Below are 26,641 nucleotides of genomic sequence, written 5' to 3'. Positions count from 1 at the left end.
TCATGAGAGTAGAGAAACGTTTTGTAAAAACAACTTAAAACCTCTCAACAAAATTGAGAGGTTTTAAGTTGGTATCTAAAGTTTAGACTTTATTTAAGGATTAGATTTCACAGCATCATACATCATTGAGTTTTTCTGCTGATCGGTGTAATCGTATTTGTAGTTATAAAATGAAGATTCCCAGTCTCCATACCCTACATTCGGAATGATAATGAATTTCTTACCAAAATCATCGGCGGAATTTTTCACGGCTGAAGAACGTTCTGTCTCTGATTTTTTATCAAACAGATCGGAGAAGTCGGCAAGATTATCACCCAAAAGTAAAACGATATTATAATTTTTAGCAATATCTTTTCTACGGGTTTCTTTACTGCTTTCTTTTGATCTTAAAATAAGGTTGGCGTCGCTTTGAACAGGGAAATTATATTTTTTTAAATTCTTTAAAGTTCCCTCACGTTCCTGCTCAACACGGTTGGTCACATAGAAAACCTGGATTCCTTTGCTTGCAGCATACTGATAGAATTTTTGAGAACCCGTAAGTGGAGTAGCAACGCCTTTCGCAGTCCATTCTTCCCATGTTTTCTGATCGTAATTTTTTCCCATTTTTGAGCGTTCCACAGCGTAATAGGAATTATCTAAAAAAGTTTCATCAATATCTGAAACGATGGCTAAAGGTTTTTCAGACTTCTGAGCTAAAGCCTGATCAAGGCGGAGTGTTGCAATATTGTAAGCCTGAAGGCACAGTGCTTCATATTCTGCTGCTCTTTGCTGATAAAACGCGGCGTATATTTTTCCGTCACGTCCAAGGTTTTGATAAGGAGTATCCTCAGTGGAAGTCTTTGCAACCGGAGCTGCTGTTGTGCACGATATAACCGAAACGAAAAAGCAACTTGCGATAATGAGATTAAAATTTTTCATTGAATTTGAATAGGAAAGACAAAATTATGACAATTTGATTGTATGGCAAATATTTTATGGAAGTAAAAAAAGGAGACTGGCCATAAGAATATGCCAGCCTCCTAAAAATCAAATATTTCTTTAAAAACTATTTTCTCTTTTATTCTCCTTTAAAATCCGGATTTCTTTTTTCTATAAAGGCACCGATGCCTTCATTGTGATCTTTCGTATCAAATAATTCCCCGAATAAAACAGCTTCCTGTTGTAAACCATCAGTAATATGTAATTCGACACCTGTGTTCAATGACTGCTTTGCCTTCGATATGGCTACGGGGCCTCTTGATGCTATTGTTGATGCCAATTTCTGGGCTTCATTCAATAATTCTTCAGGAGCAATCACCCGATTTACAAAACCTAATTCTTTACAAACTTCTGCTGAGTAAAATTCACCAGAGAATACCATCTCTCTTGCTTTGTATAATCCGATTGCTCTTGGTAAACGCTGTGTTCCTCCAAAGCAAGGCAATAATCCAAGGGTTACTTCTGGTAATCCAAATTTCGCTTTTTCACTGGCCAGAATAATATCACAGGACAAAGCCAGCTCGCATCCTCCACCTAACGCAAAACCGTTGACTGCCGCTATCACGGCAAATGGTAATGCTTCAATGGAATTGAAAGCGGTTTGAGCCATGATAGAAAAATTTGTCGCTTCCTTTGGTGTCATACTCTGCATTGCTTTGATATCAGCACCTGCAACGAAGGCTTTTTCCCCAGATCCGGTAATGATTAAAACCCGGATGTTTTTATTGGATTGGATTTGATCAGCAAATGATTTCAGCTCTTTTAAAACTGTTTCATTCAAAGCATTTAAAGCCTGCGGGCGGTTAATGGTCAAGGTACCGATATGTCCTTCCTGGTGGTATAGTAATGTTTCAAAATTCATGATTACTGATGTTTGTTTAAGAATTGAATAATGCTTGAAAAATCGCTCGTGCCATTTCCGGCTTCACTCCAGATTCTGTAAAGGTTTAAAGCTGCATTTCCCAATGGGGTAGAGGTTCTGGTTTCCAATCCTGCTTCCGCTGCCAATCCTAAATCTTTTGTCATCAGATCCACTGCGAATCCTCCTGAATATGCTCTTGATGAAGGTGCATTTTCCATTACTCCGGGATATGGATTATAGACTTCCAATGACCAGTTTCTACCGGAACTTTTCTGCATAATTTCACTTAATATTTTAGGCTCCAATCCGTGACGGACTCCTAAATTGATCGCTTCAGATGTCCCGATCATGTGTATGGCTAAAAGCATATTGTTACAGATTTTTGCTACCTGTCCCGCCCCGGAATCTCCGGCATGGAAGATATTCTGTCCCATACATTTTAGTATCGGTCTTGCCTTTTCATAGTCTTTGGTTTTACCGCCAACAATAAAGGTTAATGTTCCTGCCTGTGCGCCTGCAGTACCGCCAGAAACGGGAGCATCAATCATTTTACACCCCTTTGAAGCGGCCAGTTCAGCAACAGAACGGGCGGTTACGGCATCAATGGTACTGCTGTCAATGATGAGTGTATCTGGTTTCAGCTGACTGATAAATTCGTCAGAATAGAGTTCCGCAACGTGTTTGCCGGATGGAAGCATTGATATGATCACATCAGCGTCCTTTGCAGCTGCTATAGCTGAATCCGAAATTTGTCCGCCTGCAGAAACCAGTGCTTCTAAAGCTGACTTGGAAAGATCAAACCCAATAACGTTATGACCTTTGTTTACAAGGTTGATGGCCATCGGACCACCCATATTTCCTAATCCTATAAATGCTATATTTGACATAATTAATCTTTTTTACCTAAGTTTTTTAATGGATGTTCTTCATGCGACCAAAGCGGAGTAAAATAGCTGTCTACCCATTCTTTGGTTATATCATTTAATGTTGCAGGCTGCCATTTTGGAGACTGGTCTTTATCTACCAATAAAGCTCTTACACCTTCTGCAAAATCTGGGTGAATGCAGCATTGGCAGGATAAGTTTAATTCGGATTGAAAGACTTCTTCCATGCTTAAGTTTTCACCCTCTTTCAATTGCCTGAAGATGATATGTGCTGAGCTTGGTGAGCCTGCTTCAAAGCTTTTGATTCCTGTATTAATCCATTCATCTTTATCAGGATATTGCAGTAAAATTTCTTTAAACTGTTCTAAAGAATCTATTCCTTCAAATTTTTTAATAAATGTATGATGGCTCTGTGCCTGTGATTCGGGAGTATCTGTTTCTTTGGAGATATTTTCCAGAATTGCGGAAACGGTTTGATGGTTATTTCCATTCCATTGAGTCTTGTCAAGAGCATTTAACAGAGCTTCTTTTGAAGTAGATGAAACATAGTAATCTGCTAATCCTAAGAATTTGCAGTCGGCTCCATCTAATCTTGCCCCTGTTAATCCCAGATAAATTCCGTAAGCGGAAGGCATTTTATTCAAAAACCAGGTACCGCCAACATCAGGATATAAACCGATGGTGATTTCCGGCATTGCCAGTTTACTTCTTTCTGTAACAATACGATGAGAAGCTCCTACCATAATTCCGATGCCGCCGCCCATCACAATTCCGTGTCCCCAGACGATAATAGGTTTCGGATATGTGTGAATAGCATAATCTACCTGATATTCCTTTAAAAAGAAATCGAAACAGGGCTGAGGTATTTGTGTTCCATCGATGCTTTGTTGTTCAATAATAGCATCGTGCAGTTTTCTCACATCTCCTCCGGCACAGAGGGCTTTTTCACCTGCTCCCTGAATGAATAAACAAACTATTTCATCAACTGTTTTCCAACCTTCCAAAACAGCTTTCAATTCTTCAATCATTTCAAGTGAAAGAGAATTGAGTGTCTTTTCGGAATTCAGGGTGATGATCCCGACTTTATTTTTTATTTCTGTTAGTACTAAACTCATTTTTAATCTTTTGAATTAACGGATTTGTATCATGGCTCCTTCCTCTAAAATCTTTCTTGAGATCACCAGTTTCATAATTTCATTGGTTCCTTCTACCACTTGGTGTACCCTGGCATCACGCATAAGACGTTCCACTGGAAAATCCTGTGTACATCCATATCCACCCAATATTTGTAATGCTTCATTACAGATGTTGAAGCACATATCGGTAGCCAGACGTTTTGCCATGGCACAGTAAGTAGTAGCATTCGTGTCTTTAGAATCTAATTTAAAAGCAGCTAAATGTACCATCTGGCGGGCTGCTACAAGCTCTGTAGCCATATCAGCAATTTTAAACTGCAAAGATTGAAACTGAGCTAGTGATTTTCCGAACTGTAGTCTTTCATGCATATATTTTCTGGCCTGGTTAATGGCTCCCTGTGCTGCTCCTACAGAACACGTTCCGATATTGATGCGGCCACCATCCAGACCTTTTAATGCTATTTTAAAGCCTTGTCCCAATTCACCTAAGAGGTATTTTTCATCTACTTCTACCTGATCAAAGAAAACAAAGCGTGTCGGCTGGGTATTCCAACCTAATTTTTTCTCTTTTTCCCCGAAACTGATTCCTTTCGAATTTGCGGGTACCACAAAAGCACTGATTCCTTTGGGACCGGAATCTCCTGTACGGGCCATTACAATGAGTATATCACTTTCGCCTGCCCCGGAGATGAATGCTTTTGTTCCGTTAATGATGTATTTGTTCCCATTTTTTACTGCCGTTGTTTTTAAAGCTGCTGCATCTGAACCGGAGCCCGGTTCAGTAAGACAATAGGATCCTAATAATATTCCTGATGACAAATCCGGACATAATTGTTTTCTGATCTCTTCATTCCCAAATTCATCAATCATCCATGAAACCATATTGTGTATGGTAATGTAGGCGGTAGTGGAAGGACAGGCTGCAGCGAGTTCTTCAAATATAATGGTGGCATCTAATCGCGATAATCCCAGACCTCCGGCATCTTCACTGGTATATACTCCGCAAAAACCCAGTTCTCCGGCTTTCGCGATAGCTTCTCTCGGAAATATCTTCTGAGCATCCCATTCCGAAGCATAAGGTGCCAGTTCTTTATGTGTGAATCTTCTTGCGGCATCCTGAAACGCCAGCTGATCTTGATTTAGGTTGAATTCCATAGAAAACTTATTTTAAACTGATGGTCATATTCAGATCACCTGCAGGGATATCTTCTTCAAACCAACGGGCTGTAATCGTTTTGGTTTCTGTATAAAAACGAACACCTTGTTTTCCGTAAGAATGCAGGTCGCCAAAGAATGATTTTCTCCATCCTGTAAAAGAGAAAAACGGTAATGGAACAGGAATCGGAAGGTTTACCCCAATTTGTCCCACTTCAATTTCGTGCTGAAATTTTCTTGCTGCTGCTCCTGAATTGGTAAAGATTGAAGTTCCGTTTCCATAAGGGTTTTCATTGATGATTTTAATAGCTTCATCCAGTGTTTCTGCTTTCAGCAATAATAGAGCTGGCCCAAAAATTTCTTCTTTATAAATATCCATATCCGTAGATACGTTATTGAATAACGTGGCACCTACAAAATATCCGTTTTCATAACCTTCTACTTTACAGTGGCTGCCATCCAGCAATACTTCGGCTCCCTGGTCATAAGCGCTTTTAATCAATCTTAAAACCTTGTCTTTTGATTGTTTGTTGATCAGAGGACCAAATGCTGCTGAATTATCAGACCAAACTCCAGGTTTAATGGTACTTAAAGCTTTTTTGATATCATCTGCCCAATTTTGAGCTTCACCTACCAAAACAGCTACACTGATTGCCATACAACGTTGTCCGGCTGCTCCGCAGGAAGCTCCTACAAGATTGTTAATGACCTGTTCTTTATTGGCATCCGGCATTACTACCATATGGTTTTTTGCACCGCCAAAAGCCTGAACTCTTTTTAAATTATCAGTTCCTGTGCGGTAAACATGTTCCGCAACGGGAACTGAGCCTACAAATGAAATGGCTTTTATTTCCGGATGGTTCAGAATGTGATTGACCTGATCTTTGGAACCATGAACAATATTCAGAACTCCTTTAGGAAAACCTGCTTCTAAAAATAGTTCAGCCATTTTCATAGAAGTCATAGGGGTTTGTTCAGAAGGTTTTAAAATAAAGGTATTTCCACAGGCAATCGCCATTGGGAACATCCATAGAGGAATCATTGCGGGAAAATTGAAAGGAGTAATTCCTGCACAGACTCCAAGGGGCTGAATATAGCTGTAGGTATCAACACCTCTTGCTACGTTTTCTACCGTTTCTCCCATCATGAGTGTCGGAATGTTGCAGGCGTGCTCTACTACTTCAATTCCACGCCATACATCTCCCATGGCATCAGGAAATGTTTTTCCGTTTTCTTTGGAAAGGATTTCGGCAATTTCTTTTTGATTTTCTTTTAAAAGCTGCTGGTATTTTAGAAAAAATCTTGCTCTTTCCGGGGTGGCTACTTCTTTCCAGGCTTTGAAGGCTTCTTTAGCAGCTTCTATGGCTTGATCTATTTCAGACAATTCGGTTAAAGGAACTTCTGCAAGAATTTCTTGTGTGGCAGGATTTTCTACGGGAAGATGCTCTGTAGCTTTACTTTCTATAAAATTTCCGTTGATTAATATTTTTATTTTTTGTGACATGATTTTTAGATTGAGAGTGAAAAGCTGAGAGTGAATTTCCACTCTCAACTTTTTAATTACATTATATTACCAGAAGATCAACAAACTTGTTGACATCCAGATTGATAAGAGTGTCGTATTCTAAAGAATTTTCTAATACAATTCTCTGTTGTTTTTCCGGGAATATTCTGGCAAGGTTTACTTTGTATTTTTTGATCAGTTCAGGAATTCCTTCGTCTCTTCTGCGTTTGTGCCCGATTGGATATTCTACAACGATTTCTTCCAAAACAGTTCCATCGTTTAATTCTACCGTTAAAGCATTGGCAATGGAACGTTTTTCAGGATCATGATAATCTGTGGTGAACTGTACATCTTCCACACATTCAATTTTATCACGAAGAATGTCGATTCTTGGATCTGATGCCACATTATCTTCATAATCTGCAGCAGTCAGCCTTCCGAAGATCAAAGGAACTGCTACCATGTACTGAATGGCGTGGTCACGATCGGCAGGGTTGTTCAGTGGGCCTTTTTTATCAATGATACGGATACAAGCTTCGTGGGTACGGATGGTTATTTTCTTGATATCTTCAGCAGATTTTCCTGATGCTTTTAGCTGATGGTGTAAAGTCATGGCTGCTTCTACAGCGGTCTGGGAATGGAACTCTGCAGGGAAAGAAATTTTGAAGAGTACATTTTCCATGACATAAGAACCATACTCTCTCTGGAATTTGAATTCATTTCCTTTGAAAGATACGTCATAGAATCCCCATGTTTTTGCCGTTAGTACAGATGGATAACCCATTTCGCCTGTTTGCGCAATTAATGCAAGACGCACAGCTCTTGAAGTAGCATCTCCTGCAGCCCATGATTTGCGGCTTCCTGCATTGGGAGCATGACGGTAGGTTCTTAAAGACTGTCCGTCAACAAATGCTAATGAAACGGCATTGATTAATTCATCACGGGTCAAACCGATCAGTTTTCCTACAACGGCTGTGGAGGCTAGTTTCACCAATAAAACATGGTCTAGGCCTACTTTGTTGAATGAATTTTCCAAAGCGATAACTCCCTGGATTTCATGTGCTATGATCATTGCTTCCAGAACCTGTTTCATTTTTAGCGGAGCTTTTCCTTCTGCAATATTTGTTCTTGAAAGCCAGTCTGCTGTTGCTAAAATTCCTCCCAGATTGTCTGAAGGATGTCCCCATTCAGCGGCTAACCAGGTGTCATTGAAATCCAGCCAACGAATAATTGCTCCAATGTTGAAAGCAGCCTGCACCGGATCTAACTGAAATTGCGTCCCCGGAACTTTAGCCCCGTTCGGAACTACAGTACCTTTTACGATAGGTCCTAGAAGTTTGGTACATGCAGGGTAAGTCAGTGCTTCTAATCCGCATCCGATAGTGTCTAATAAACAGTAGTGTGCTGTTTTCCAGGCTAAATCGTTTTTGATTTCATAGTTTAATACATAATCTGCAATATCTGTTAATACCTGATCTGGTTGTGGTCTTTCGTTTGAAATGTGTGATGACATCTTTATTTTTTAATTTAATTATGAATTGATTTTTTATTTTCTATTTTCGATGGATACAAAGTCTTTATTTTCAGGACCTGTATAATTGGCACTCGGGCGGATAATTTTTCCATCCTGTCTTTGTTCGATAATGTGCGCGCTCCATCCTGTGACTCTTGAGATAACAAATAATGGGGTGAACATTAAAGTAGGAACTCCCATCAGGTGGTAAGATACTGCGGAGAACCAGTCCAGATTAGGGAACATCTTCTTTTCTTCCCACATTACAGTTTCCAGTCTTTCGGCAATATTATACAGCAGCATATCTCCTGCTTCTTCGGAAAGTTCTTTGGCTACTTTTTTTATCACCACGTTTCGTGGATCCGATATGGTGTAAACAGGATGCCCAAATCCGATGATTACTTCTTTGTTAGCAATACGTTTTCTAATGTCCTCTTCTGCTTCATCAGGCGAATTGTAACGGCTTTGTATTTCAAAAGCCACTTCATTGGCTCCTCCATGTTTTGGACCTCTCAAAGCACCGATAGCTCCTGTGATGCAGGAATAAAAGTCTGATGAGGTTCCGGCAATAACACGCGCGGTGAACGTAGAAGCATTAAACTCATGTTCAGCATACAGATTAAGGGATATTTCCATTGCTTTTACCCATGAATCGGGTGCTTTTTTACCATGTAAAAGACGAAGGAAATGCCCGCCGATAGTATCATCATCCGTTTCTACGTTGATTTCTTTGCCATTATGCGTATAGTGATACCAGTATAAAAGCCCGGAACTGAATGATGCCAGTAATTTGTCTGCAATATCTCTTGCCCCAGCCACATTGTGATCGTCTTTTTCAGGCTGGATACTTCCAATTGCTGAAACCATAGAACGCATAACATCCATTGGATGCGCCGCTGCCGGAATACTTTTTAAAATATTTCTTACAGAGTGGGGAAGTCCTCTCAGGGATTTTAATTTTGCTTTATAATTTTTTAATTGAGCTTCAGTAGGCAGCTGACCATAGATAAGCAGGTAAGCTACTTCTTCGAATTGTGCTCTCTCTGCAAGATCCAAAATATCATAACCTCTGTAATGAAGATCATTTCCACTTTTTCCTACACTGCAAAGAGCGGTATTACCTGCTGTTACTCCGGAAAGAGCTACACTTTTTTTAGGTTTAAATGTTGGTTCGCTATTCGTTGACATGAGTATTTTGTTTAAAAAGGTTATCTAATTTTTGTTCATAATCGTGGTATCCAATACTTTGATAGAGTTCTTCTCTTGTCTGCATTGTATCCAGCACATTAGCTTGCGTCCCGTCTTTACGGATATGCTGGTATACATTCTGTGCTGCTTTATTGGCTGCTCTGAAGGCAGAAAGAGGGTAGAGGACGAGCCCTACGCCAGCATTTTTTAATTCTTCTACAGTGTACATTTTGATCATCCCAAATTCTGTGATATTAGCCAGTACAGGGATCCCAGTAGCATCAACAAATTTTTGATAAAAGCTTAAATCAGGCACGGCTTCGGCAAAAATGAAATCTGCACCAGCTTCTTTATAAGCAATGGCTCTTTCTAATGTTTTTTCCAGACCTTCATTCGCAAAAGCATCTGTTCTTGCTCCAATCACAAAATTTTCATCGGTGCGGGCATCTGCAGCGGCTTTAAGTCGGTCTACCATCTCTTCTTTGCTTACGATTTCTTTGCCGGGACGGTGTCCGCAGCGTTTTGCACCCACCTGATCTTCAATGTGAATGGCTGCTGCTCCTGCTTTAATTAATGATTTTATAGTTCGGGCAACATTAAAGGCAGAAGGCCCAAATCCTGTATCAATATCTACCAAAAGGGGTAGATCACAAATATTAGTAATACGCTGAACATCGATGAGTACATCATCCAGAGTAGTGATTCCTAAATCAGGAATTCCTAAAGACCCTGCAGCAACACCTCCTCCTGAAAGATAAATAGCATTAAAACCAGCCTGCTGCGCCAATAATGCATGGTTTGCATTGATGGCTCCTACAATCTGGAGGGGATTTTCTTTTTCCATGGCCTCCCGGAATTTTAAGCCGGGGGACTTCCAGTTTTCATTTTTGATCATTTTAATATGTATTGTTGAGTTGAAATTTGTTTGTTAGTGAAGAAACAGAAAATCTGTTAAGACTTAGCTTTTGAGTAAAAAAGAAAAGGAGGTAAATGAATTGAGAAAGCATACAGTCGTGCAGATGTTGAGAATTTTGAAAAATTCTGATTGTCCGGGTCTGTAAAATAAACCTGTTGTGACTCCACGAATAATTAAGATTGCTTTGGTACACCATCACTTTTTACATTGATTAAATTCAATAAAAAGTTCTCTGTAAACTTCGCGGTGCTTTATGAAAAAAGAAAAATTACGGAAAGGGGGATACGAATGAGCTAAAAAATCATGAGAAGCACCTAATGTACACTCATATTCATCTCAAAAAAATAACACAGTTTGATAAAAAAGTTATCGCACTATATCCATATCGCATCATACCTGACTGTAAGCTTCAAATCGCGAAAGCATCGTCAATACGAAATAGGCAGGTCTCCTGACTTGTAACGGTTTTTATCATCCTTCCCGTATGAAAGATATACAGTGGATATCAATGGATAAAAACTTTTTGTTTGTTACTTACAGTTGCGCGACAGTTCGTGATTTGCACACGATTCCCTTTTAATACACAGCTAAGTGTAACCAGTTTCGGTTGATAAAGAAGGTTTTAAGAACTCCTTGGTGGTAAATATAAGTATTTTATAATAACGGAAAAGATATTTTATGTAATCAATAGTTTTTTTTAATGTAATCTATTGAAAATGCGTAAGTTGTGATGTGTATTTTAGAAGAGAAAGGGATGAATTGTGTTGTTAAATTAATATAAAAGATAACCGGAAAATTAAAGATAGTTAATAAATTTACTGTTCTTCTTTCATTTTATAAATTTTATTAATCATATATAATTGATCATGGTAGACATTGTAGAATTTAAACAAAACTTGGGTTTGAGTGACATTCCGGTAGAGCTGGAAAAACTGATCTATTTCCAGAATACTGTTTCCTCGTTTGAAAACTATTCACAAGGTTTTGGTGTTTTAATCGATAGTAAGTCTGGATTGAAAAGCTGGAGTGATGACGAAAATTTTTTGAATAGCATGCTGCCTTTTGCTCAGGCCAATGGTTCCGGTTCATTCTATGCCATCTGGAATAATGGAACGGATCAGCCTTTACATAAAATGCCTGTTGTAGTTTTTGGAGATGAAGGAGGTGTTCATATTGTTGCTGAAAATATTGTACAGCTTTTACATTTACTCACTTTTGACACTGAAATTTCAGTAGATTTCGATGAGGCTTATTTTTATAAAGAGGAAGACGATTATGAAGAGAGTGAAGATTTAAACAAATACTTGACGTGGATGAAAGGAGATTATGGTTTAAATCAAATTGAAGAACCTGACTTACTGATTAAAAATGCTCAGGCTCAATATAAAGAAAGTTTTGATCAATGGTTTGGGCAATACTTTACAGATAATTAATCTTGTATTAATAGTTTCTCTGTTTAAGATTTTTATTTTTGATCAATGAAAACCATGAAAAACAAAAAAGACTTACTAAAAATAGTAAGTCTTTAAGTGAGCGCGAAAGGATTCGAACCTTTGACCGTCTGCTTAGAAGGCAGATGCTCTATCCAGCTGAGCTACGCACCCATTGAGTAGTTTTGAGAAAACTACTAAAACAGTCGGGGCGGCAGGATTCGAACCTGCGACCTCCTGGTCCCAAACCAGGCGCGATGACCGGACTACGCTACGCCCCGAGTATATAAATGAGCGGAGGGTAAGGGATTCGAACCCTTGCGACACTTTCGCGTCGACAGTTTAGCAAACTGCTCCATTAACCACTCTGGCAACCCTCCTTTTTGTTTATTTTTTAATGATCGTTGTTCCGTTATTGCGAGTGCAAATATAGAATAGATTTCTTTATTTACCAAATAAAATTCAAGAAAATTTTGTGTATTTTTGAGGTAATAAATCATCCAAAAACCAAACTGATGCGTAAGACATTATATATCATCGGATTAAGCACATTCGTTTTTTCCTGTACTTCCCAACAAAATGTAAAAAAAAATATTTACAAACCGAAAACCCCGGTAACACAGGCTAAACCGACCGTTCAACCAACAACTCCGGTGGCTCCAAAACCAAAAGTAGTATCTGATCATGGAGTAGACTTTTTTACTACTAATATAGCAGACCCTACAAAAAATGATAATACGGCAAGTTATGGTTCTATTGTATCTGCAAAACCAGCCGGATATAAAGTAGTGAAGACTTATTTCCCTGCTGTTGCCCAAAATTTCAGACAGCGTTATCTTATATTACATTATACAGCTATTCCGGACGATAAATCAATTACTGTTCTTACCCAGCAGGCGGTGAGTGCCCATTATCTTGTAAATAATACTGGAGATAATGAGATCTATCAATTGGTGGACGAAAATAAACGTGCCTACCACGCAGGAGTAAGCGCCTGGAGAAATGATAAGAATCTTAATGATAATTCTATCGGTATTGAAATTGTAAATATGGGTTATACCACAGATGCCACGGGTAAAAGAACATTTGCTCCTTTTAGTGATGATCAGGTGAAAAAAGTAGCCGCTTTGGTTAAAGATATTGTGACAAGATATCAGATTCAGGCTACCAATGTCTTGGCTCACTCAGATATTGCTCCTACAAGAAAGCAGGATCCGGGACCTATGTTCCCATGGAAAAAGCTTTATGACGAATATCAGGTTGGAATGTGGTATGATGAAACTGCTAAGCAAACGTATCTTGAACCGGCACAAGCTGACATTACTGCAAGATACAATGATGCGAGTTTTATCTTCCTTATACAGACAGGATTGCAGAAATTCGGATATGCATTAGACTTGAGCGGAAAATGGGATGATGCTACCAAGAAAACAATCGAAGCATTTCAGTACCATTTCCGTCCACAGAATTATGACGGAATTATGGATGCCGAAACATGGGCAATACTTCAAGCTTTAAATCAAAAATATCCAACAAAATAATTCAAATTAAAACGCATCGGTTAGATGCGTTTTTGCTATCTTTAAACGATCAAAAACAGTAAAATATCTGTAATGGAAAATTTCAGGAAAGAAAGTGATCTATTAGGCGAACTGAATGTGCCTTTAGATGCTTATTATGGGGTTCAGACACAAAGAGCTATCGACAATTTTAAAATTTCAGGACAGCTTTTGTCTTCATATCCGGATTTCATAAAAGGATTGGCTTTTGTAAAAAAAGCAGCAGCCAAAACCAATTATGAACTAGGACTTCTAGACGAAAATCTGTATTTTAAAATAGCAGAAGCGTGTGATGAAATTGTAGAAGGGAAATATCATGACCAGTTTCCGGTAGATATGATTCAGGGAGGAGCAGGAACTTCCATCAACATGAATGCGAATGAAGTGATCGCCAATATCGTGTTAGAGAAATTAGGAAAAAATAAAGGAGAATATGAATTCTGTTCACCTAATGATCATATCAACCTTTCACAGTCTACCAATGATGCTTATCCTACAGCGATCAAAATGGGATTGCTTCAGATGAATATCGGACTGGTTGAAAAATTAGAAAGAATTATCACTGCTTTCCGTGCAAAAGGACAGGAATTTCATGATGTGATCAAAATGGGACGTACACAGCTTCAGGATGCCGTTCCAATGACTTTGGGTCAGGAATTTGAAGCTTATGCCGCTACGTTGGAAGAAGATATTTCTAAGTTGAATAACAATGCCAACCTTTTTGTAGAAGTGAATATGGGAGCAACAGCTATCGGAACAGGATTAAATGCTCCGGTTGGGTATGCTACGCTTTGTGCTAAAAACTTAGCTCAGATTACAGGATTTCCGATTGTTTCGGCACCAGATTTAGTAGAAGCAACGCCTGATACAGGTTCTTATGTAATTTACTCTTCAGCTACAAAACGTCTTGCAGTGAAGTTATCCAAAATCTGTAACGATTTAAGATTGCTTTCATCAGGTCCAAGAGCGGGTCTTTTTGAAATCAACCTTCCACCAATGCAGCCGGGATCTTCTATCATGCCAGGGAAAGTAAATCCGGTAATTCCGGAAGTGGTCAACCAGGTTTGTTTCAAAGTGTTCGGAAATGATCTTACCGTAACTTTTGCCGCAGAAGCAGGTCAATTACAGCTGAATGTAATGGAGCCGGTACTTTCTCATGCCATCATGGAAAATATCAACTTTCTTTGCAATGCATTAGATACTCTTCGTGACAAATGTGTAGTTGGAATTACTGCCAATAAAGAAATTTGCCTGAATATGGTAAAACACAGCATCGGTATTGTAACAGCATTGAACCCTTATATCGGTTACAAACAATCTACACAGATTGCTAAAGAAGCATTGGAAACAGGAAAAAGTGTTTATAACCTTGTTCTTGAAAAAGGTATTCTTTCTCAGGAGAAACTGGACGAAATCCTTGATCCGAAAAACATGCTGAAACCGCATAACAAATAAATTCTATCAACGATGAATGATCAATGATAATTGAAATTATAAAAGTTTCTTATCATTGATCGCTCATCATTAATCACTTATAATTCGTGAGGTTTTTAATCATAATTCCTGCCCATAACGAAGAAGACAATCTCCCCTTTACCCTTGATTCTTTACAAAAACAAAGCAGTAAAGATTTTAAGGTAGTGGTAGTGAATGACGGTTCTACAGACAGAACACCTGAAGTTATCAAAAAATATACTGAAACTGATTCCCGTTTCGAAACAATCAACCTTCAGAAATCTGAACATCAGCCAGGATCTAAAGTGGTTCATGCTTTTAAAAACGGACTTCAGACTCAATCTATGGATGAATTTGATAGCATCTGTAAATTTGATGCCGATATTATCCTTCCGGAAAACTATCTGACAACAGTAGAGGCAGCATTTTATAATAATCCTAGATTTGGACTTGTAGGAGGTCTTCTGTATATAGAAAAAGACGGAAATTGGGTGTATGAAGGAAATTCTAACAAACATCATGTAAGAGGTCCTATGAAGGCTTACCGTAAAGAATGTTTTGTTCAGATCGGAGGCCTAAGGGAAACGCTGGGCTGGGATAATATTGATTCCATATTACTGGAAAATCTGGGCTGGAAAGAAGTGGTACTTCCTGAACTTCACGTGAAACTGATCAAAGTAAAAGGAGCTGATTACACCATTCGCCCCGCTGATTATTACGGGAGGTATTTTTATTTCTTAGGACTGAACAGATTTCTGGCTTATATTGCCTCTTCAAAAGAAGCGATGAAAAGCAAGTCTGCTGGTTTTTTCTTTGATATTATTAAATCTTATGAAAGCTGCAGATCACAGAAATTAGAACTGAAAATTACTAAAGAGGAACAGAAAGCCGTCAATAATCAACGTTGGAGAATGTTGAAAAAGAAATGGTTGAAAATGTAATTTTTTTATACGCTGTAAATGTTCATCAATAGAAACGGGTTTTAACCCATTTGAATAAAAACAAAAAATCAATTGGCTTTAGCCAAAACTTAAGATATAACTCCCGCTAACCTGTGAAAAAAATAGCTTACATAGAAATAGATACTCACGCAGAAGTTGCTCAGGCTTTCATAGATATTATGGAAGACTCTCAGGATTTTTCGGTAGACTATTATTTTTCAAAAAGAGTCAAAGATCAGGTAAATCATAGCGATGAAGCTGTGTTTTTGTCGGATAGTTCTATGATTCTGGATCAGTTAAAAGGAAAAGGATATGATCTGGTTGTTATAGGGACTGTGCATCGTTATTTTAATACATTTTTAGCGATAACAAAAAAATATAATACAGCAATCATTACCCATAATCTTAATTTCATAAAAGCTTCAAAGCTGGATCTGATGAAAAGTATTTTCAAAGGAGATATTATTTTCAGATTAAAGCTATGGCTGAAAGAAGGATTATTCTACAAATCCAAAGTTTATCAGTCCTCCAGGTCTCTTTTTGTGCTGGATGAGGCATTGATGTCAGAGAGATATCAGTTTTTGCCATTATTTTATACAAGAGATTTTGACAGAGCAAAAAATGAAGATTTTGTAGTGGTGATTCCCGGTGGCGTTTCGCAGAAAAGAAGAGATTATACCTATATTTTTGAAACCATTCAGGATCTAAAGATTGATAAGTCATATAAATTTATTTTCCTTGGAAAAGCAAGCGGATATGAGTTAAAACAAATTGAAAACCTGTCTGAAAAACTCCCTGAAAATATTAAAATCATCTATTTTTCTGAAAGAGTTTCTTCCGAAGAATTTGAAAAATGGATGCAGAAAGCAGATGTTTTATGGTGTCCGATTCAGCAGGATACAGAATTTTTCAGTATGAAAGAAACCTATGGAGTGACTAAAATGACAGGAAACCTGGGTGATGCCATTAAGTACGGAAAACTGGCTGTTTTTCCAACGAATTATCCTTCCGGACTGGATTTCATTATTCCTGAAAGAGAAAATATTCTTGAGCAGCTAAAAATCATTTCGGAAACTCTATTTGACTTTTATGCAACATACAATAAAAAAGATGTTCAGAAAAAACTGGAGCAGTTTTTAATGAGCTTAATTTAAAACTTATCTATTCAAGATGACTATTCTCTTAGTCTTAAAAATACCTATTTAATCTTAAAAACGCTTTTAAGGAACCTTATATTGAGATATTCTTCAACCGGGAAAATCTTGGTGAAGTAATTTCCGATGTAGATTAGGATCAAAACAACTGCCGGTTTGTAAATAAGGTTAAGCAGATTGCTGTTGAAGTTCGGAAGAACAATAGCAACTGTAATAGCCAGAGTACAGATGATAGAGACAAAAATCATTTCAATAGTCAAAGGCGAAACTTTAAAGACAATATAATTGAAAACGATTTTCACAACATTGTAAATGGTAAGGGAAATAGCTGTAGATAAAGCAATTCCGATCAGTTTAAGGTCTGTATTTTTAATGAAATAATAGTTGAGCCCAATAGTAAGCCCTGCCAGTAAAAGCATGACCAGAATATTGAATCTGTAATATTTTGAAAGCGAAATAATATTCCCATTAAATCCGGTGGCAAGATCTATCAATACTGCAGAACCCCAGATCCAGACTACCGGCTCATATTCTCTGAGCATGGTTCCATTCTTTGGCATAAACTGCGTAAGGTATGGGAATCCGACCATAATACATGAGAATAAAACAGCTCCAAGGAAATACAACGTCAAAGAGGTTTTCTTGTGGAATCTGTCAAGCTCTTCCATATCTCCGTCTGCCAGCGTTTTGTTGATGATAGGGGCGGAAATATTAAATAATCCAAGCTGTGGAATAGAAATCAATGAGATTAAGGCATACAGAACAGAGTAGATTCCTACTTCTTCCATTCCCATAAATTCCCCAATCATAAAGCTGTTGATCGCCAGATAATTTCCAAAGGTCCCCAAAAATCCGAAGAAACTGTAATTGAAAAACTCTTTCCAGAAATTGTTCTTTTTAAAATAATCCGTATTAAAATCCAGCTGAATTTTTTCCAGTTTATTTGTATAATAGATGTAGCCCAAAAGCATTAAAAAGAAGATTCCAAAAAAGAAAGCAAATGCTATGTTCTGTGATGCAGCTGTTGTAATATTTTGTGATAAAGCAAAGAAAAAGAGACAGAATGCCCCCAGATTGGCTATTTTCGGAAATAAATTATCGAAAATATTGGAAACCACAATCCTTTTATAATTGGACGTATATTTATTGAAAATAGCACACAGTGAGAGAATTAGAATCAGTGGAAGAATCATCTCCTTAATTTTCCATGCTTCTGAATGCCTGAACTTCGGATAAAAATAGGGAAGTATAAAGAATACAACCGTGAAAATAAGAAAGTTGATAAAAACAGTCAGTAATGATAAGGACAGCATATTCTGCTTTTTACCGTCCCTTTCTACCCTGTGAAAAAACTTTACATTCGAATAGGAGATACCTAAAACGACGAAAGGAACCAGCATTTCCGCTGTTGGAAGAACGTAACGCAGTTTTCCGTAAAATTCAAAATCATTCGGAAATATGAATATTGCGGAAACGGTGCCCAGCAAAAAACCAATATAACCGATAATGGAATATTTGAAGCCTTGTCTCGCTACTACACTCATAAGTCGTTTTAAATGTTTTTAGGTATAAAAATAATATTGTTGATGTACTGAGTTTTATTTTTTTCGTCGTTTGTATTTTGTGTTATAATATCTTCTGTAAGGTTTTCCAGCGTAAAGCTGTTTCTGTTCAGATATTTGGCGTCATATCCCCAGTTTATCACTTCGGATATTTCATTCCATATTGGTGTTTGGTGGTGTCTTTGTTCCATTTCGACCATTAAAGTCGGCTTGAATTGTCTGATGGTTTCTCGGGCTCCGGAAAGAGTTTTTATTTCATTTCCTTCCACGTCTATTTTGATGAAATCAAGTCTGTTGAAATGTTCCAGTGCAGCCCATTCATCAAGCTTGATAACCTTCACTTGTTCCGTGTAGCTTTTCTCTTCTCCCTTCTCCTTATAAGAAGTGTTTAGAGTACCTCGGGAAGCTATTGTTTTTCCATTAATCACAGGTACTTTAAACTCAGCAATTCTGTTTTCGTCAGAAAGTGCCAGAGGAAAGATACGCATAGCAGGAAACAGTCTCTTCAATCGTCGGTATAGCTTTTTATTGGGTTCGAAGCCATAAATATGTTCGTGATCCAATGCATTTTCCAGCTGGTATAGGAAAGTTCCTACATTCGCACCAATGTCCAGTATTACAGCATTTTTCGGAAGGTATTCTTTGATCCATACCAGTTCCGGTTCTACATTACGTTCCGAAAAATTGTTTTTATTAAGATTATTTAAAGTTTTAAAATATCTTTTTTTGTAGAAATTCGGGGTTATGTATTGTAGTTTCTCTGCGATTTTTTGGTATAAAGACATCGTAAGCTTTTTGGCGAACAGCAAAGATAAGGAAAAATGTAAAACTTTTCTTAAAAAATGTTAATTATAATGTATTGGTTTTCAGGATGAATCTTTAAAGTTTGTTTTTGTAACCCACTGAATATTACTCTATTTTGAATTTGTCACAGAGACATCTGTATACCACAAGCATCTCTGTTAAAAGTAGATAAAGTATTATTCTACCCAAATAACTCCAATCATCTGTGGTGAAAAAATCAGTAGACCCTAAAAATAAAGGTATTAAAGGAAAGGGGTATTCAGAAAATCATTGAAAGGCTTTATCAGCTTGAAAACTTTGGTCATATTTTTCACTGCATTTTTATCCAGCACTTCTTCGTCTTTCAGAGAATATACCACAATGAAGTTCTTTAATTTCAGATATTCTCCCATAGGATCTTCTTTTTCAAAACCTTGAGGGATTTTTTTCAGCTTGTCATCCTGATCAAGTTCAGGGAAATGTTTTTTGAAATCTTTATTATTGAGAATTTTAAGAAAATCGTCTCCGTACAAGGAAATTTCTTTACGTACTTCTTTCAGAACAGAAGATTCAGGCATGTAGATTCCTCCGGCTAGAAAAGATTTTCCAGGTTCCATATGAAGATAGTAACCTCCTTTCTGGTTTCCTTTTCCCATTCCAAGAGAAGCTCCGAAATTGGTTTTATAAGGAACTTTATCTTTTGAAAAACGGGTATCTCTGTAAATTCTGAACAATGCTTTTTTACTGTCAATTTTCGCAAGTTCTTCATCAAAACCGGACATTTCTTTAATCAGCTCATCCAGAAATGAAACCACATTTTGCTGAGATTCTGTGTAAAGATCTTTGTTTTCATTAAACCAGTCGCGGTTATTATTTTTATTTAATTTTTTTAAAAAATCGAATGTATTGGAAGAAATGCTTGCAGACATATTGTGTTGGGTATTTGTTGTTAAGTAAGATTTATAAAGGCATCTCAACCCCGAATCCCGAAACCTCGCAACCCGAATCTCACAACTCAAATGTACAAAAACTATTCATATCTCAATGCCTCAATAGGATCAAGTTTTGAAGCTTTCAATGCAGGATAATATCCGAAAAATACTCCAGTGACAGCACAGACGATGAATGAAATGATAATGGAAGATTCCGTTATAAACGTAGGCCACGAAAGGAAAAAAGTAACGAGTTCCGAAGACAGAACCCCTAAAAGTACCCCAAGAATTCCACCCGTGATACTGATCAGTACGGCTTCAATCAGAAACTGATAAAGGATATCTTTTCCTCTGGCCCCGATAGACATTCTCAGTCCGATTTCCTTGGTTCTTTCTGTTACAGAGACGTACATGATATTCATGATTCCAATTCCTCCTACAATAAGAGAAATACCAGCAATAGCTGATAAAAGTACAGTTAGAAGCTGGCTGGTAGAGCTCATGGTAGAGATAAGTTCTGCCTGGGTTCTCACACTGAAGTCATCATTGCTTCCGTCAACAGGTAGTTTATGTTGCTTTCTCAAAATTTCTGAAACCTGATCAGTAGCCTGTTGTGAAGTGTTTTCATTCGAAGAAGCGGCATAAATGGTCTGAACATAAGTAATTCCTAAAAACCTTCTCTGAACCGTATTGAATGGTGCAATAATCACATCATCCTGATCCTGTCCAAATGCATTGGAGCCTTTTGGAGCCAGAATTCCGATAACTTTCATGGGAACTTTATTGAATCTGATGATACTTCCTACAGCATCTTCACCATTTGGAAATAGATTTGTATAAACTGTTTGCCCTAAAAGACATACTTTATTGGACGAAGTGACATCTTTTTTGGTGAAAAGATTACCCTCTGCGATACTCCAGTCTCTGATGCTGAAATACTCTTCATTCACACCTTGTAGTTGAGTAGGCCAGTTATTGGGTCCGTTGATAGACTGTCCATTGGTTTGTACAGCAGGGGAGACATACGAAACATCAGGTGCTCCCTTTGAAATAGCATCTGCATCCTGAGGTCTCAGCGTTTGTAATCCCGAAGCTCCGATTCTTGCCCCTCCGGAAACATTCACATTACTTGAAGGACGTATGGTGATCATATTGGAACCCATGGAAGAAAGCTGGTCGCTGATGCTTTTTTTTGAACCTTCTCCAATAGCGGTCATTGCAATCACTGAAGCCACCCCAATAATAATACCGAGCATGGTTAAAAATGCACGAAGCTTGTTTCGTAACAGGGCTTTCCAGGCAATTCTGAAGAGGTTTGAGAGGTTCATTGCAATAGATTTTTAGTTGAAACTAGTTATAATCATCATTTACAGGAAGATTTTCCAGGGCTTCTTTGGCTGATTTTATATTGTCATTTTTTATATCTTTAATGACTTTTCCATCCCGAAGGGTTACTGTTCTGCTGCTGAAAGTAGCGATATCTGGCTCATGGGTCACGAAGACAATAGTTCGTCCCTGTTTATGCAGATCCTGCATTAAAGCCATAATCTCGTAAGATGTTCTGGTATCCAGGTTTCCCGTGGCTTCGTCTGCGAGAATCATGACAGGTTCATTCACTAAAGCTCTGGCAATTGCTACTCTTTGCTGTTGTCCTCCGGACATCTGGTTGGGAAGGTGATCAATTCTGCTTTCGAGTTTTACAGCTGTTAAAGCTTGTATAGCTCTTTTGTGGCGTTCTTCTGTAGATACTTTTGCGTTGTAGAGAAGAGGTAATTCTACATTTTCTTTTGCGGTAGTTCTGGGAAGAAGATTATAAGCCTGAAATACGAAACCTATTTTTTGATTTCTGAGAACAGCAAGCTCATCACGATCAAGGTTTTTGATGTTAACTCCGTCCAGAATGTAATCCCCGCCAGATGGCTTATCCAGACAGCCAATTATATTCAGTAACGTAGATTTTCCTGAGCCACTGCTTCCCATGATGGTCACAAATTCACCTCTCTCCACCGTAAATGTTACGCCTTTCAGTGCATGGACAATTTCTTCGCCCATTTTGAATTCTCTTTTCAGATCCATGATCTCCAGAATTTTTTCTGCCATGACATTTGTTTTAGGTTTGCTAGTTGTTTTGTAGATGGAAACTGTAAGATTAATATTTAGACCTCTGTTATCTTGGCCCACTGCCACCGCCGCCACTACCTCTATTGTTTCCGCCGCCTCTTCTTTGAGGCATGAATGGGCTTTTAGCTTGGCCGCCGGACGATTTTTTCGATAGAACTTTATAGCCTGTGATGATGTTATCATTTTTATTTAATCCTGAAACAACCTGTATTTCGGTGTCATTATCCATTCCTGTTTTTATTTTTTTGCGAGAAATGGTGCTGTCCTTTGCAATGACCCAGACTGCGGATTCATCTTTATTTTCAGTGCCTTTATTTTGTTTTTTCCATTGCCCTTTTTCATGTTTTTTACCATTGGCAAACGGAGAATTTACTTTATATTTTTTGATCACCAGGCTGTCTGGTCTGAAACTGGTAGCAGCCACAGGAATTTTCATGATATTGTTTAAAACCTGCGTGTAAATTGTGATATTGGCCGTCATTCCCGGTTTCAGTTTTAAACTGGAATTATCTGCATTGATGATAGTAGTATAGTTTACCACATTCGATGAAACGGTAGGATGAAGACGAACTTCCGAAACTTCGCCGTCAAAAGTCTCATCCGGAAAAGCATCCACGGTAAAAGTGGCTTTCTGTCCTACCTTTACGTTTCCGATATCTGCTTCATCTACGGAGGCACGTACCCGCATTTTGGTAAGATCCTTAGCAATACTGAAAAGAGTAGGAGTACTGAAGCTTGAAGCCACTGTTTGTCCTTCACTTACATTCCTGTTGAGCACCGTTCCGTCAATCGGAGAATAAATATTGGTTAGGGACAGGTTTTTGTTGGCTGTGGAAAGCTGAGCTGTTACAGAACCTACCTGTGCTTTTGCAGCATTGTATTGATTCGTAGCAATGTCATAATCAGCTTTACTGATAGCGCCCACTTTGTACAGCTGCGACTGTCTGTTGATATTAATTTCGTTGTAAGCCAGATTGCTTTTTGCATTCTGTAGGTTGGCTTTGATCTGCTGTGACTGGTATTGAAGCAGATCCGGATCCAAAGTAGCCAGCAATTCTCCTTTTTTTACGGTAGAATTGAAATCCACATAAATATTTTTAATGATTCCTGATACCTGGGTACCCACTGCAACGGTATCCACAGGCTGAATGGTTCCGGTAGCGGTAATGGAATTTGAAATTTCTCCCATTTCAGGCTTTACGGTTTCCAGCTGGATTTTTATTTCTTTTTCTCTGATGAAGAAAAACCAAGCTGCACCTATTGCAATGATGCCGCCCACAACCCAGTACAACCATTTTTTATTCTTTGTTTTCATAACTTACTTTAGATTTATAGGGTTACCTGCGTAAAATTCGTAGATCTGTTTATTGAGAACTGCAGTGTATTTGGCCTGAAGATAATTCTGAACAGACTGTATATAAAGCAATCGCTGTTGTTGAAGCTGTACAAAATCAATACTTCCGAGTTTCATCTGAGCATTTACGATATCATAACTCTGCTTGCTGATATTCATTTGCTGGGAAGCTGAATCGTATTGGGACAACGCATTCTGAAGGTTAATGTAAGACTGCTCTACCTGTTGATTCAAAACTGTTTTGGTGTTTTGTAAATCGAGATTGGCTTGTTCTATGGCAATTTTTGATTTCTCAATTTGTGTTTTATAGATTCTGTTGTTGTAAATCGGAATTCCAAGGCTTAATCCGATAGGCATATAGAAATTGTTTCCCAGCTGATTAAAATAATTTCCATTTCCGTTGGAATAATTGGTGGAGATATTTCCTACCACGCTTAATGTGGGTTGAATGGATGCTTTCGCCATTTTCAGATTTGTGTTGGAGTTTTCTACATTCAGTTCACTGTATTTTACTTCCGGACGTTGATTTTGTGCCAGATTTTGAACATCCTGTAAAGGTTTCAACTGGTCATCTACAGTAATGCTGTCAGGCTTTACAATTTGAAAATCGTAACCGGTAGGAAGCTGCAGGATTTGTTTTAAATTCACCGTATTGGTTCGAAGATTGTTCTGAGCAGCAACCAGATTGTACTGATCCTGGGCAACCTGCGACTGAATCTGAAGATAGTTTAATTTGGAAAGGCTTCCCGCTTTGTATAGCTGATCTCCCTGTTTTAATTGAGTTTGGGTTGTTTTCAAAACATTTTCAAGGGAAATGATATTTTCCTGATTCATCAGAATATTCAGATAAGCCTGGGTGATATTCAGCGTGATATTGTTTTCGGATTCCTGTACAGACAGATCGGCCATCTGTACGAGAAGATTCTTTGAAGCCTCATTATTTTTAATATAGTTGGCATGATAAAGCGTCATGGAGGAATTGGCTCCTATACTTTGAGATTGTGCGCCGGTCATATGAAGCCCGTCATTGCCATTAAGTGCAAAAAGACCTTGTGAAACGGTTCCACTTAAGTTGGGGTATTTTGCATCTTTTGCTTGAAGAAGATCCTGTTGGGCAGAATTTTTTGAAAGCCGGAGAGAATTAATAGAAATATTATTCTCTTTTGCATATTCGATACAATTTTCCAGAGTCCAAACAGACGGATAATTCGGAGTTTGGGCAAATATTTCAACGACGATGCATGAGAATATCAAAAAGAAAAATTTGCTTTTCATGGCTTTATTTTTGAAAATTCATAAATAACACAGAAAAAATCAATCCAATTTAATAAAAAAAAACAATGTTTAACAACTTTTTAACCTAAGGTCCGTTTTTTTGGATTTAATTTTCCAAAAATTAAAAAAATATTAAAGGATTGTGAATTTAAGTTTGGATATTTAAAAATTTATTCAAAAACAAATCAAATATTTATTGTATCTTTGCAGAAATTTTAAAATAGTTAATGAATTTATTTACGGAAACCAATTTAAGTCCTGATATCCTTAAGGCAATTGGCGAACTGGGCTACGAAAGCCCAACAGAAATCCAAAAACAGACTATCCCTTTTATTCTTTCAGATATTCGCGACTTGATCGCACTTGCGCAGACAGGGACAGGCAAAACAGCAGCGTTTTCGCTTCCGATTTTGGATATGATTGACGATACGAGTCGCAAAATCCAATTATTGGTGCTTTGTCCGACACGGGAATTATGTCTTCAGATTTCGAAGGACATAAAGAATTACTCTAAGTACATGAAAGACATCAAAACTACTGCGGTTTATGGTGGAAGTAGTATTGTAGAGCAGATGAGATCTTTGAAGGATAAACCACAGATTATTGTGGGAACTCCAGGTAGAGTAATTGATCTTATCAACAGAAAAGCATTAGATTTTTCTGCTATTCATTGGTTAGTATTAGACGAAGCTGATGAAATGCTTTCAATGGGATTCAAAGATGAATTAGAAACCATTCTAAGCGAAACACCGGAAACTAAACAAACTTTCTTATTCTCTGCAACGATGAATAAAGAAGTGGAAAGAATTTCCAAAAATTACCTTACAAAGCCACACCGTATTTCAGTAGGTTCTATCAACGAAGTGAAGAAGAACATTGCTCACGAATACTATGTAGTTGGGTACCGCCAGAAAAAAGAGGCGTTGAAGAGATTAATCGATGCAAATCCTAATCAGTATTCTATTATCTTCTGTAGAACGAGAATGGAAACTCAGGAAGTTGCTGATTTCCTGATGCAGAACGGATATGCTGCTGATGCTCTTCACGGTGATCTTTCTCAGGCGCAGAGAGATACGGTAATGAAGAAGTTCAGATTGAAAAATATTGATATTCTTGTAGCAACAGACGTTGCAGCAAGAGGATTGGATGTAAACTCTCTGACTCACGTTATTCACTTCTCTTTACCAGATGATCCTGAAGTATTTGTTCACAGAAGTGGAAGAACAGGTAGAGCTGGAAAAGATGGTATTTCTATGGCTTTGATTAAGCCTGAAGAAAGCAGAAAGCTGAAGCAGATTAAATCTACAACAAAAATTGAAATTAACGAAAAATTCATTCCTACAGGTGAAGATATTATCAAAGCTCAGGTAGGAGGTGTATTCGAAAAATTATTGACGGAGCACGAAGATCTTTTCGAGTTTGATGATAGCTTAATTCCTGATCTAAGCAAATTTACCAAAGAAGAATTGGTACATCAGTTGCTTCAGTTCCAATTGAAAGACCTTGCTCTTTATTATAAAGATAAGCATGATCTTACTGACATGAAACTGAGCAATAGAGATGATGATTACTCCAGAAGAGATCGTGGACGTGATAGAGATAGCAGAGACCGCGGACGTGACAGAGACAGAGGAGATCGTGGAAGAGACAGAGATCGTGGAGGAAAACCAAGAAGAAAAGATGAAAACATGGTAAGATTCTTCTTTAATCTTGGAAAAAAAGACCAATTGAAGAAGCTTGATGTTTTGGATATTATCAATAAAGCAACTGCTGGCGGAAAAAGCAAGAAAAGAGCTGAAATTGGTGATATTGAAATTCTAGAGAAATTCTCTTTCTTCGAAGTTGAAAAATCTTTTAAAGACAATGTCTTAAGCAGTATTCAATCAATGAAATTTAAAGGAAAAGATATGAGGGCTGAAGTAGCTAACTAATCTCTTCT

General features: G+C 37.9%; 22 protein-coding genes, 3 tRNA genes and 1 riboswitch. Of the genes, 6 read left to right on the top strand and 19 right to left on the bottom strand.

What is annotated here, in order from left to right:
• Positions 1 to 93 precede the first annotated feature (93 nt).
• From ACM6F9_RS18950 to prpB, 9 genes are all read right to left on the bottom strand, one after another.
• A complete protein-coding gene (locus ACM6F9_RS18950) occupies positions 94 to 918 on the bottom strand; it encodes a 5'-nucleotidase, lipoprotein e(P4) family (protein WP_414847134.1) in 825 nt (274 codons plus the stop codon).
• Between the two features lie 139 nt (positions 919 to 1,057).
• Positions 1,058 to 1,840: an enoyl-CoA hydratase/isomerase family protein gene (locus ACM6F9_RS18945; RefSeq protein WP_414847133.1), complete on the bottom strand. Its 783-nt coding sequence runs from the start codon at positions 1,838 to 1,840 to the stop codon at positions 1,058 to 1,060.
• Between the two features lie 2 nt (positions 1,841 to 1,842).
• Complete coding sequence (mmsB, locus tag ACM6F9_RS18940; RefSeq protein WP_414847132.1) at positions 1,843 to 2,727, bottom strand: 3-hydroxyisobutyrate dehydrogenase; 885 nt, start codon at positions 2,725 to 2,727, stop codon at positions 1,843 to 1,845.
• Positions 2,728 to 2,729: 2 nt separating this feature from the next.
• Positions 2,730 to 3,839, bottom strand: coding sequence for an enoyl-CoA hydratase/isomerase family protein (locus tag ACM6F9_RS18935; RefSeq protein ID WP_414847131.1), 1,110 nt, complete (start codon positions 3,837 to 3,839; stop codon positions 2,730 to 2,732).
• A gap of 15 nt (positions 3,840 to 3,854) precedes the next feature.
• Positions 3,855 to 5,015, bottom strand: a complete 1,161-nt coding sequence (locus tag ACM6F9_RS18930; protein WP_414847130.1) for an acyl-CoA dehydrogenase family protein — start codon at positions 5,013 to 5,015, stop codon at positions 3,855 to 3,857.
• A gap of 7 nt (positions 5,016 to 5,022) precedes the next feature.
• A complete protein-coding gene (locus ACM6F9_RS18925; RefSeq protein WP_414847129.1) occupies positions 5,023 to 6,519 on the bottom strand; it encodes a CoA-acylating methylmalonate-semialdehyde dehydrogenase in 1,497 nt (498 codons plus the stop codon).
• A 61-nt stretch (positions 6,520 to 6,580) separates the two neighbouring features.
• Positions 6,581 to 8,032 (bottom strand): bifunctional 2-methylcitrate dehydratase/aconitate hydratase, encoded by a 1,452-nt coding sequence (locus tag ACM6F9_RS18920; protein ID WP_414847128.1) that lies wholly within the window; start codon positions 8,030 to 8,032, stop codon positions 6,581 to 6,583.
• A gap of 33 nt (positions 8,033 to 8,065) precedes the next feature.
• Positions 8,066 to 9,220 (bottom strand): 2-methylcitrate synthase, encoded by a 1,155-nt coding sequence (gene prpC, locus ACM6F9_RS18915; RefSeq protein WP_414847127.1) that lies wholly within the window; start codon positions 9,218 to 9,220, stop codon positions 8,066 to 8,068.
• Positions 9,207 to 10,115, bottom strand: a complete 909-nt coding sequence (prpB, locus tag ACM6F9_RS18910; RefSeq protein WP_414847126.1) for a methylisocitrate lyase — start codon at positions 10,113 to 10,115, stop codon at positions 9,207 to 9,209. The genes prpC and prpB overlap by 14 nt, the downstream gene beginning before the upstream one ends.
• 444 nt (positions 10,116 to 10,559) lie before the next feature.
• Positions 10,560 to 10,753, bottom strand: a riboswitch (cobalamin riboswitch).
• Between the two features lie 249 nt (positions 10,754 to 11,002).
• Between prpB and ACM6F9_RS18905 the strand changes: the two genes are divergently transcribed.
• Positions 11,003 to 11,569 carry a hypothetical protein gene (locus ACM6F9_RS18905; protein ID WP_414847125.1) on the top strand — a complete coding sequence of 189 codons (567 nt, stop codon included), beginning with the start codon at positions 11,003 to 11,005 and terminating at the stop codon, positions 11,567 to 11,569.
• A gap of 97 nt (positions 11,570 to 11,666) precedes the next feature.
• Here the strand turns inward: ACM6F9_RS18905 and ACM6F9_RS18900 are convergent.
• The 3 genes from ACM6F9_RS18900 to ACM6F9_RS18890 form a co-directional block, all read right to left on the bottom strand.
• Positions 11,667 to 11,740 (bottom strand) — tRNA-Arg (locus ACM6F9_RS18900).
• Between the two features lie 32 nt (positions 11,741 to 11,772).
• Positions 11,773 to 11,847 (bottom strand) — tRNA-Pro (locus ACM6F9_RS18895).
• Between the two features lie 14 nt (positions 11,848 to 11,861).
• Positions 11,862 to 11,946: transfer RNA gene (locus ACM6F9_RS18890), tRNA-Ser, on the bottom strand.
• Positions 11,947 to 12,081: 135 nt separating this feature from the next.
• Between ACM6F9_RS18890 and ACM6F9_RS18885 the strand changes: the two genes are divergently transcribed.
• From ACM6F9_RS18885 to ACM6F9_RS18870, 4 genes are all read left to right on the top strand, one after another.
• Entirely contained in the window at positions 12,082 to 13,107 is a 1,026-nt protein-coding gene (locus ACM6F9_RS18885) for an N-acetylmuramoyl-L-alanine amidase (protein WP_414847124.1), read from the top strand.
• A 72-nt stretch (positions 13,108 to 13,179) separates the two neighbouring features.
• Complete coding sequence (gene aspA, locus ACM6F9_RS18880; protein ID WP_105704497.1) at positions 13,180 to 14,580, top strand: aspartate ammonia-lyase; 1,401 nt, start codon at positions 13,180 to 13,182, stop codon at positions 14,578 to 14,580.
• An 86-nt stretch (positions 14,581 to 14,666) separates the two neighbouring features.
• Entirely contained in the window at positions 14,667 to 15,521 is an 855-nt protein-coding gene (locus ACM6F9_RS18875) for a glycosyltransferase (protein WP_414847123.1), read from the top strand.
• Positions 15,522 to 15,634: 113 nt separating this feature from the next.
• Complete coding sequence (locus tag ACM6F9_RS18870; RefSeq protein WP_414847122.1) at positions 15,635 to 16,675, top strand: hypothetical protein; 1,041 nt, start codon at positions 15,635 to 15,637, stop codon at positions 16,673 to 16,675.
• Positions 16,676 to 16,719: 44 nt separating this feature from the next.
• Here ACM6F9_RS18870 and ACM6F9_RS18865 read toward each other — a convergent pair whose 3' ends face one another.
• The 7 genes from ACM6F9_RS18865 to ACM6F9_RS18835 all read right to left on the bottom strand — a co-directional run bounded on the left by ACM6F9_RS18865 (position 16,720) and on the right by ACM6F9_RS18835 (position 24,702).
• Positions 16,720 to 18,219, bottom strand: coding sequence for a lipopolysaccharide biosynthesis protein (locus ACM6F9_RS18865; RefSeq protein WP_414847121.1), 1,500 nt, complete (start codon positions 18,217 to 18,219; stop codon positions 16,720 to 16,722).
• A gap of 8 nt (positions 18,220 to 18,227) precedes the next feature.
• Positions 18,228 to 19,022, bottom strand: coding sequence for an FkbM family methyltransferase (locus ACM6F9_RS18860; protein WP_414847120.1), 795 nt, complete (start codon positions 19,020 to 19,022; stop codon positions 18,228 to 18,230).
• A gap of 261 nt (positions 19,023 to 19,283) precedes the next feature.
• Positions 19,284 to 19,949: a DUF2461 domain-containing protein gene (locus tag ACM6F9_RS18855; protein WP_414847119.1), complete on the bottom strand. Its 666-nt coding sequence runs from the start codon at positions 19,947 to 19,949 to the stop codon at positions 19,284 to 19,286.
• A gap of 101 nt (positions 19,950 to 20,050) precedes the next feature.
• Complete coding sequence (locus ACM6F9_RS18850; RefSeq protein WP_414847118.1) at positions 20,051 to 21,280, bottom strand: ABC transporter permease; 1,230 nt, start codon at positions 21,278 to 21,280, stop codon at positions 20,051 to 20,053.
• Between the two features lie 22 nt (positions 21,281 to 21,302).
• Positions 21,303 to 22,052 carry an ABC transporter ATP-binding protein gene (locus ACM6F9_RS18845; RefSeq protein ID WP_414847117.1) on the bottom strand — a complete coding sequence of 250 codons (750 nt, stop codon included), beginning with the start codon at positions 22,050 to 22,052 and terminating at the stop codon, positions 21,303 to 21,305.
• Between the two features lie 67 nt (positions 22,053 to 22,119).
• On the bottom strand, positions 22,120 to 23,388 hold the full coding sequence (locus tag ACM6F9_RS18840) for an efflux RND transporter periplasmic adaptor subunit (protein ID WP_414847116.1): 1,269 nt from the start codon (positions 23,386 to 23,388) through the stop codon (positions 22,120 to 22,122).
• 3 nt (positions 23,389 to 23,391) lie between these two features.
• A complete protein-coding gene (locus tag ACM6F9_RS18835) occupies positions 23,392 to 24,702 on the bottom strand; it encodes a TolC family protein (RefSeq protein ID WP_414847115.1) in 1,311 nt (436 codons plus the stop codon).
• Between the two features lie 227 nt (positions 24,703 to 24,929).
• Between ACM6F9_RS18835 and ACM6F9_RS18830 the strand changes: the two genes are divergently transcribed.
• Positions 24,930 to 26,633 (top strand): DEAD/DEAH box helicase, encoded by a 1,704-nt coding sequence (locus ACM6F9_RS18830; protein WP_414847114.1) that lies wholly within the window; start codon positions 24,930 to 24,932, stop codon positions 26,631 to 26,633.
• Positions 26,634 to 26,641 lie beyond the last annotated feature (8 nt).

The sequence above is a fragment of the Chryseobacterium sp. IT-36CA2 genome, assembly GCF_949767875.1.
Classification (GTDB): Bacteria; Bacteroidota; Bacteroidia; order Flavobacteriales; family Weeksellaceae; genus Chryseobacterium.
Note: the sequence above shows the minus strand (reverse complement) of the source record. Positions and strands in the feature narration are given on the sequence as shown.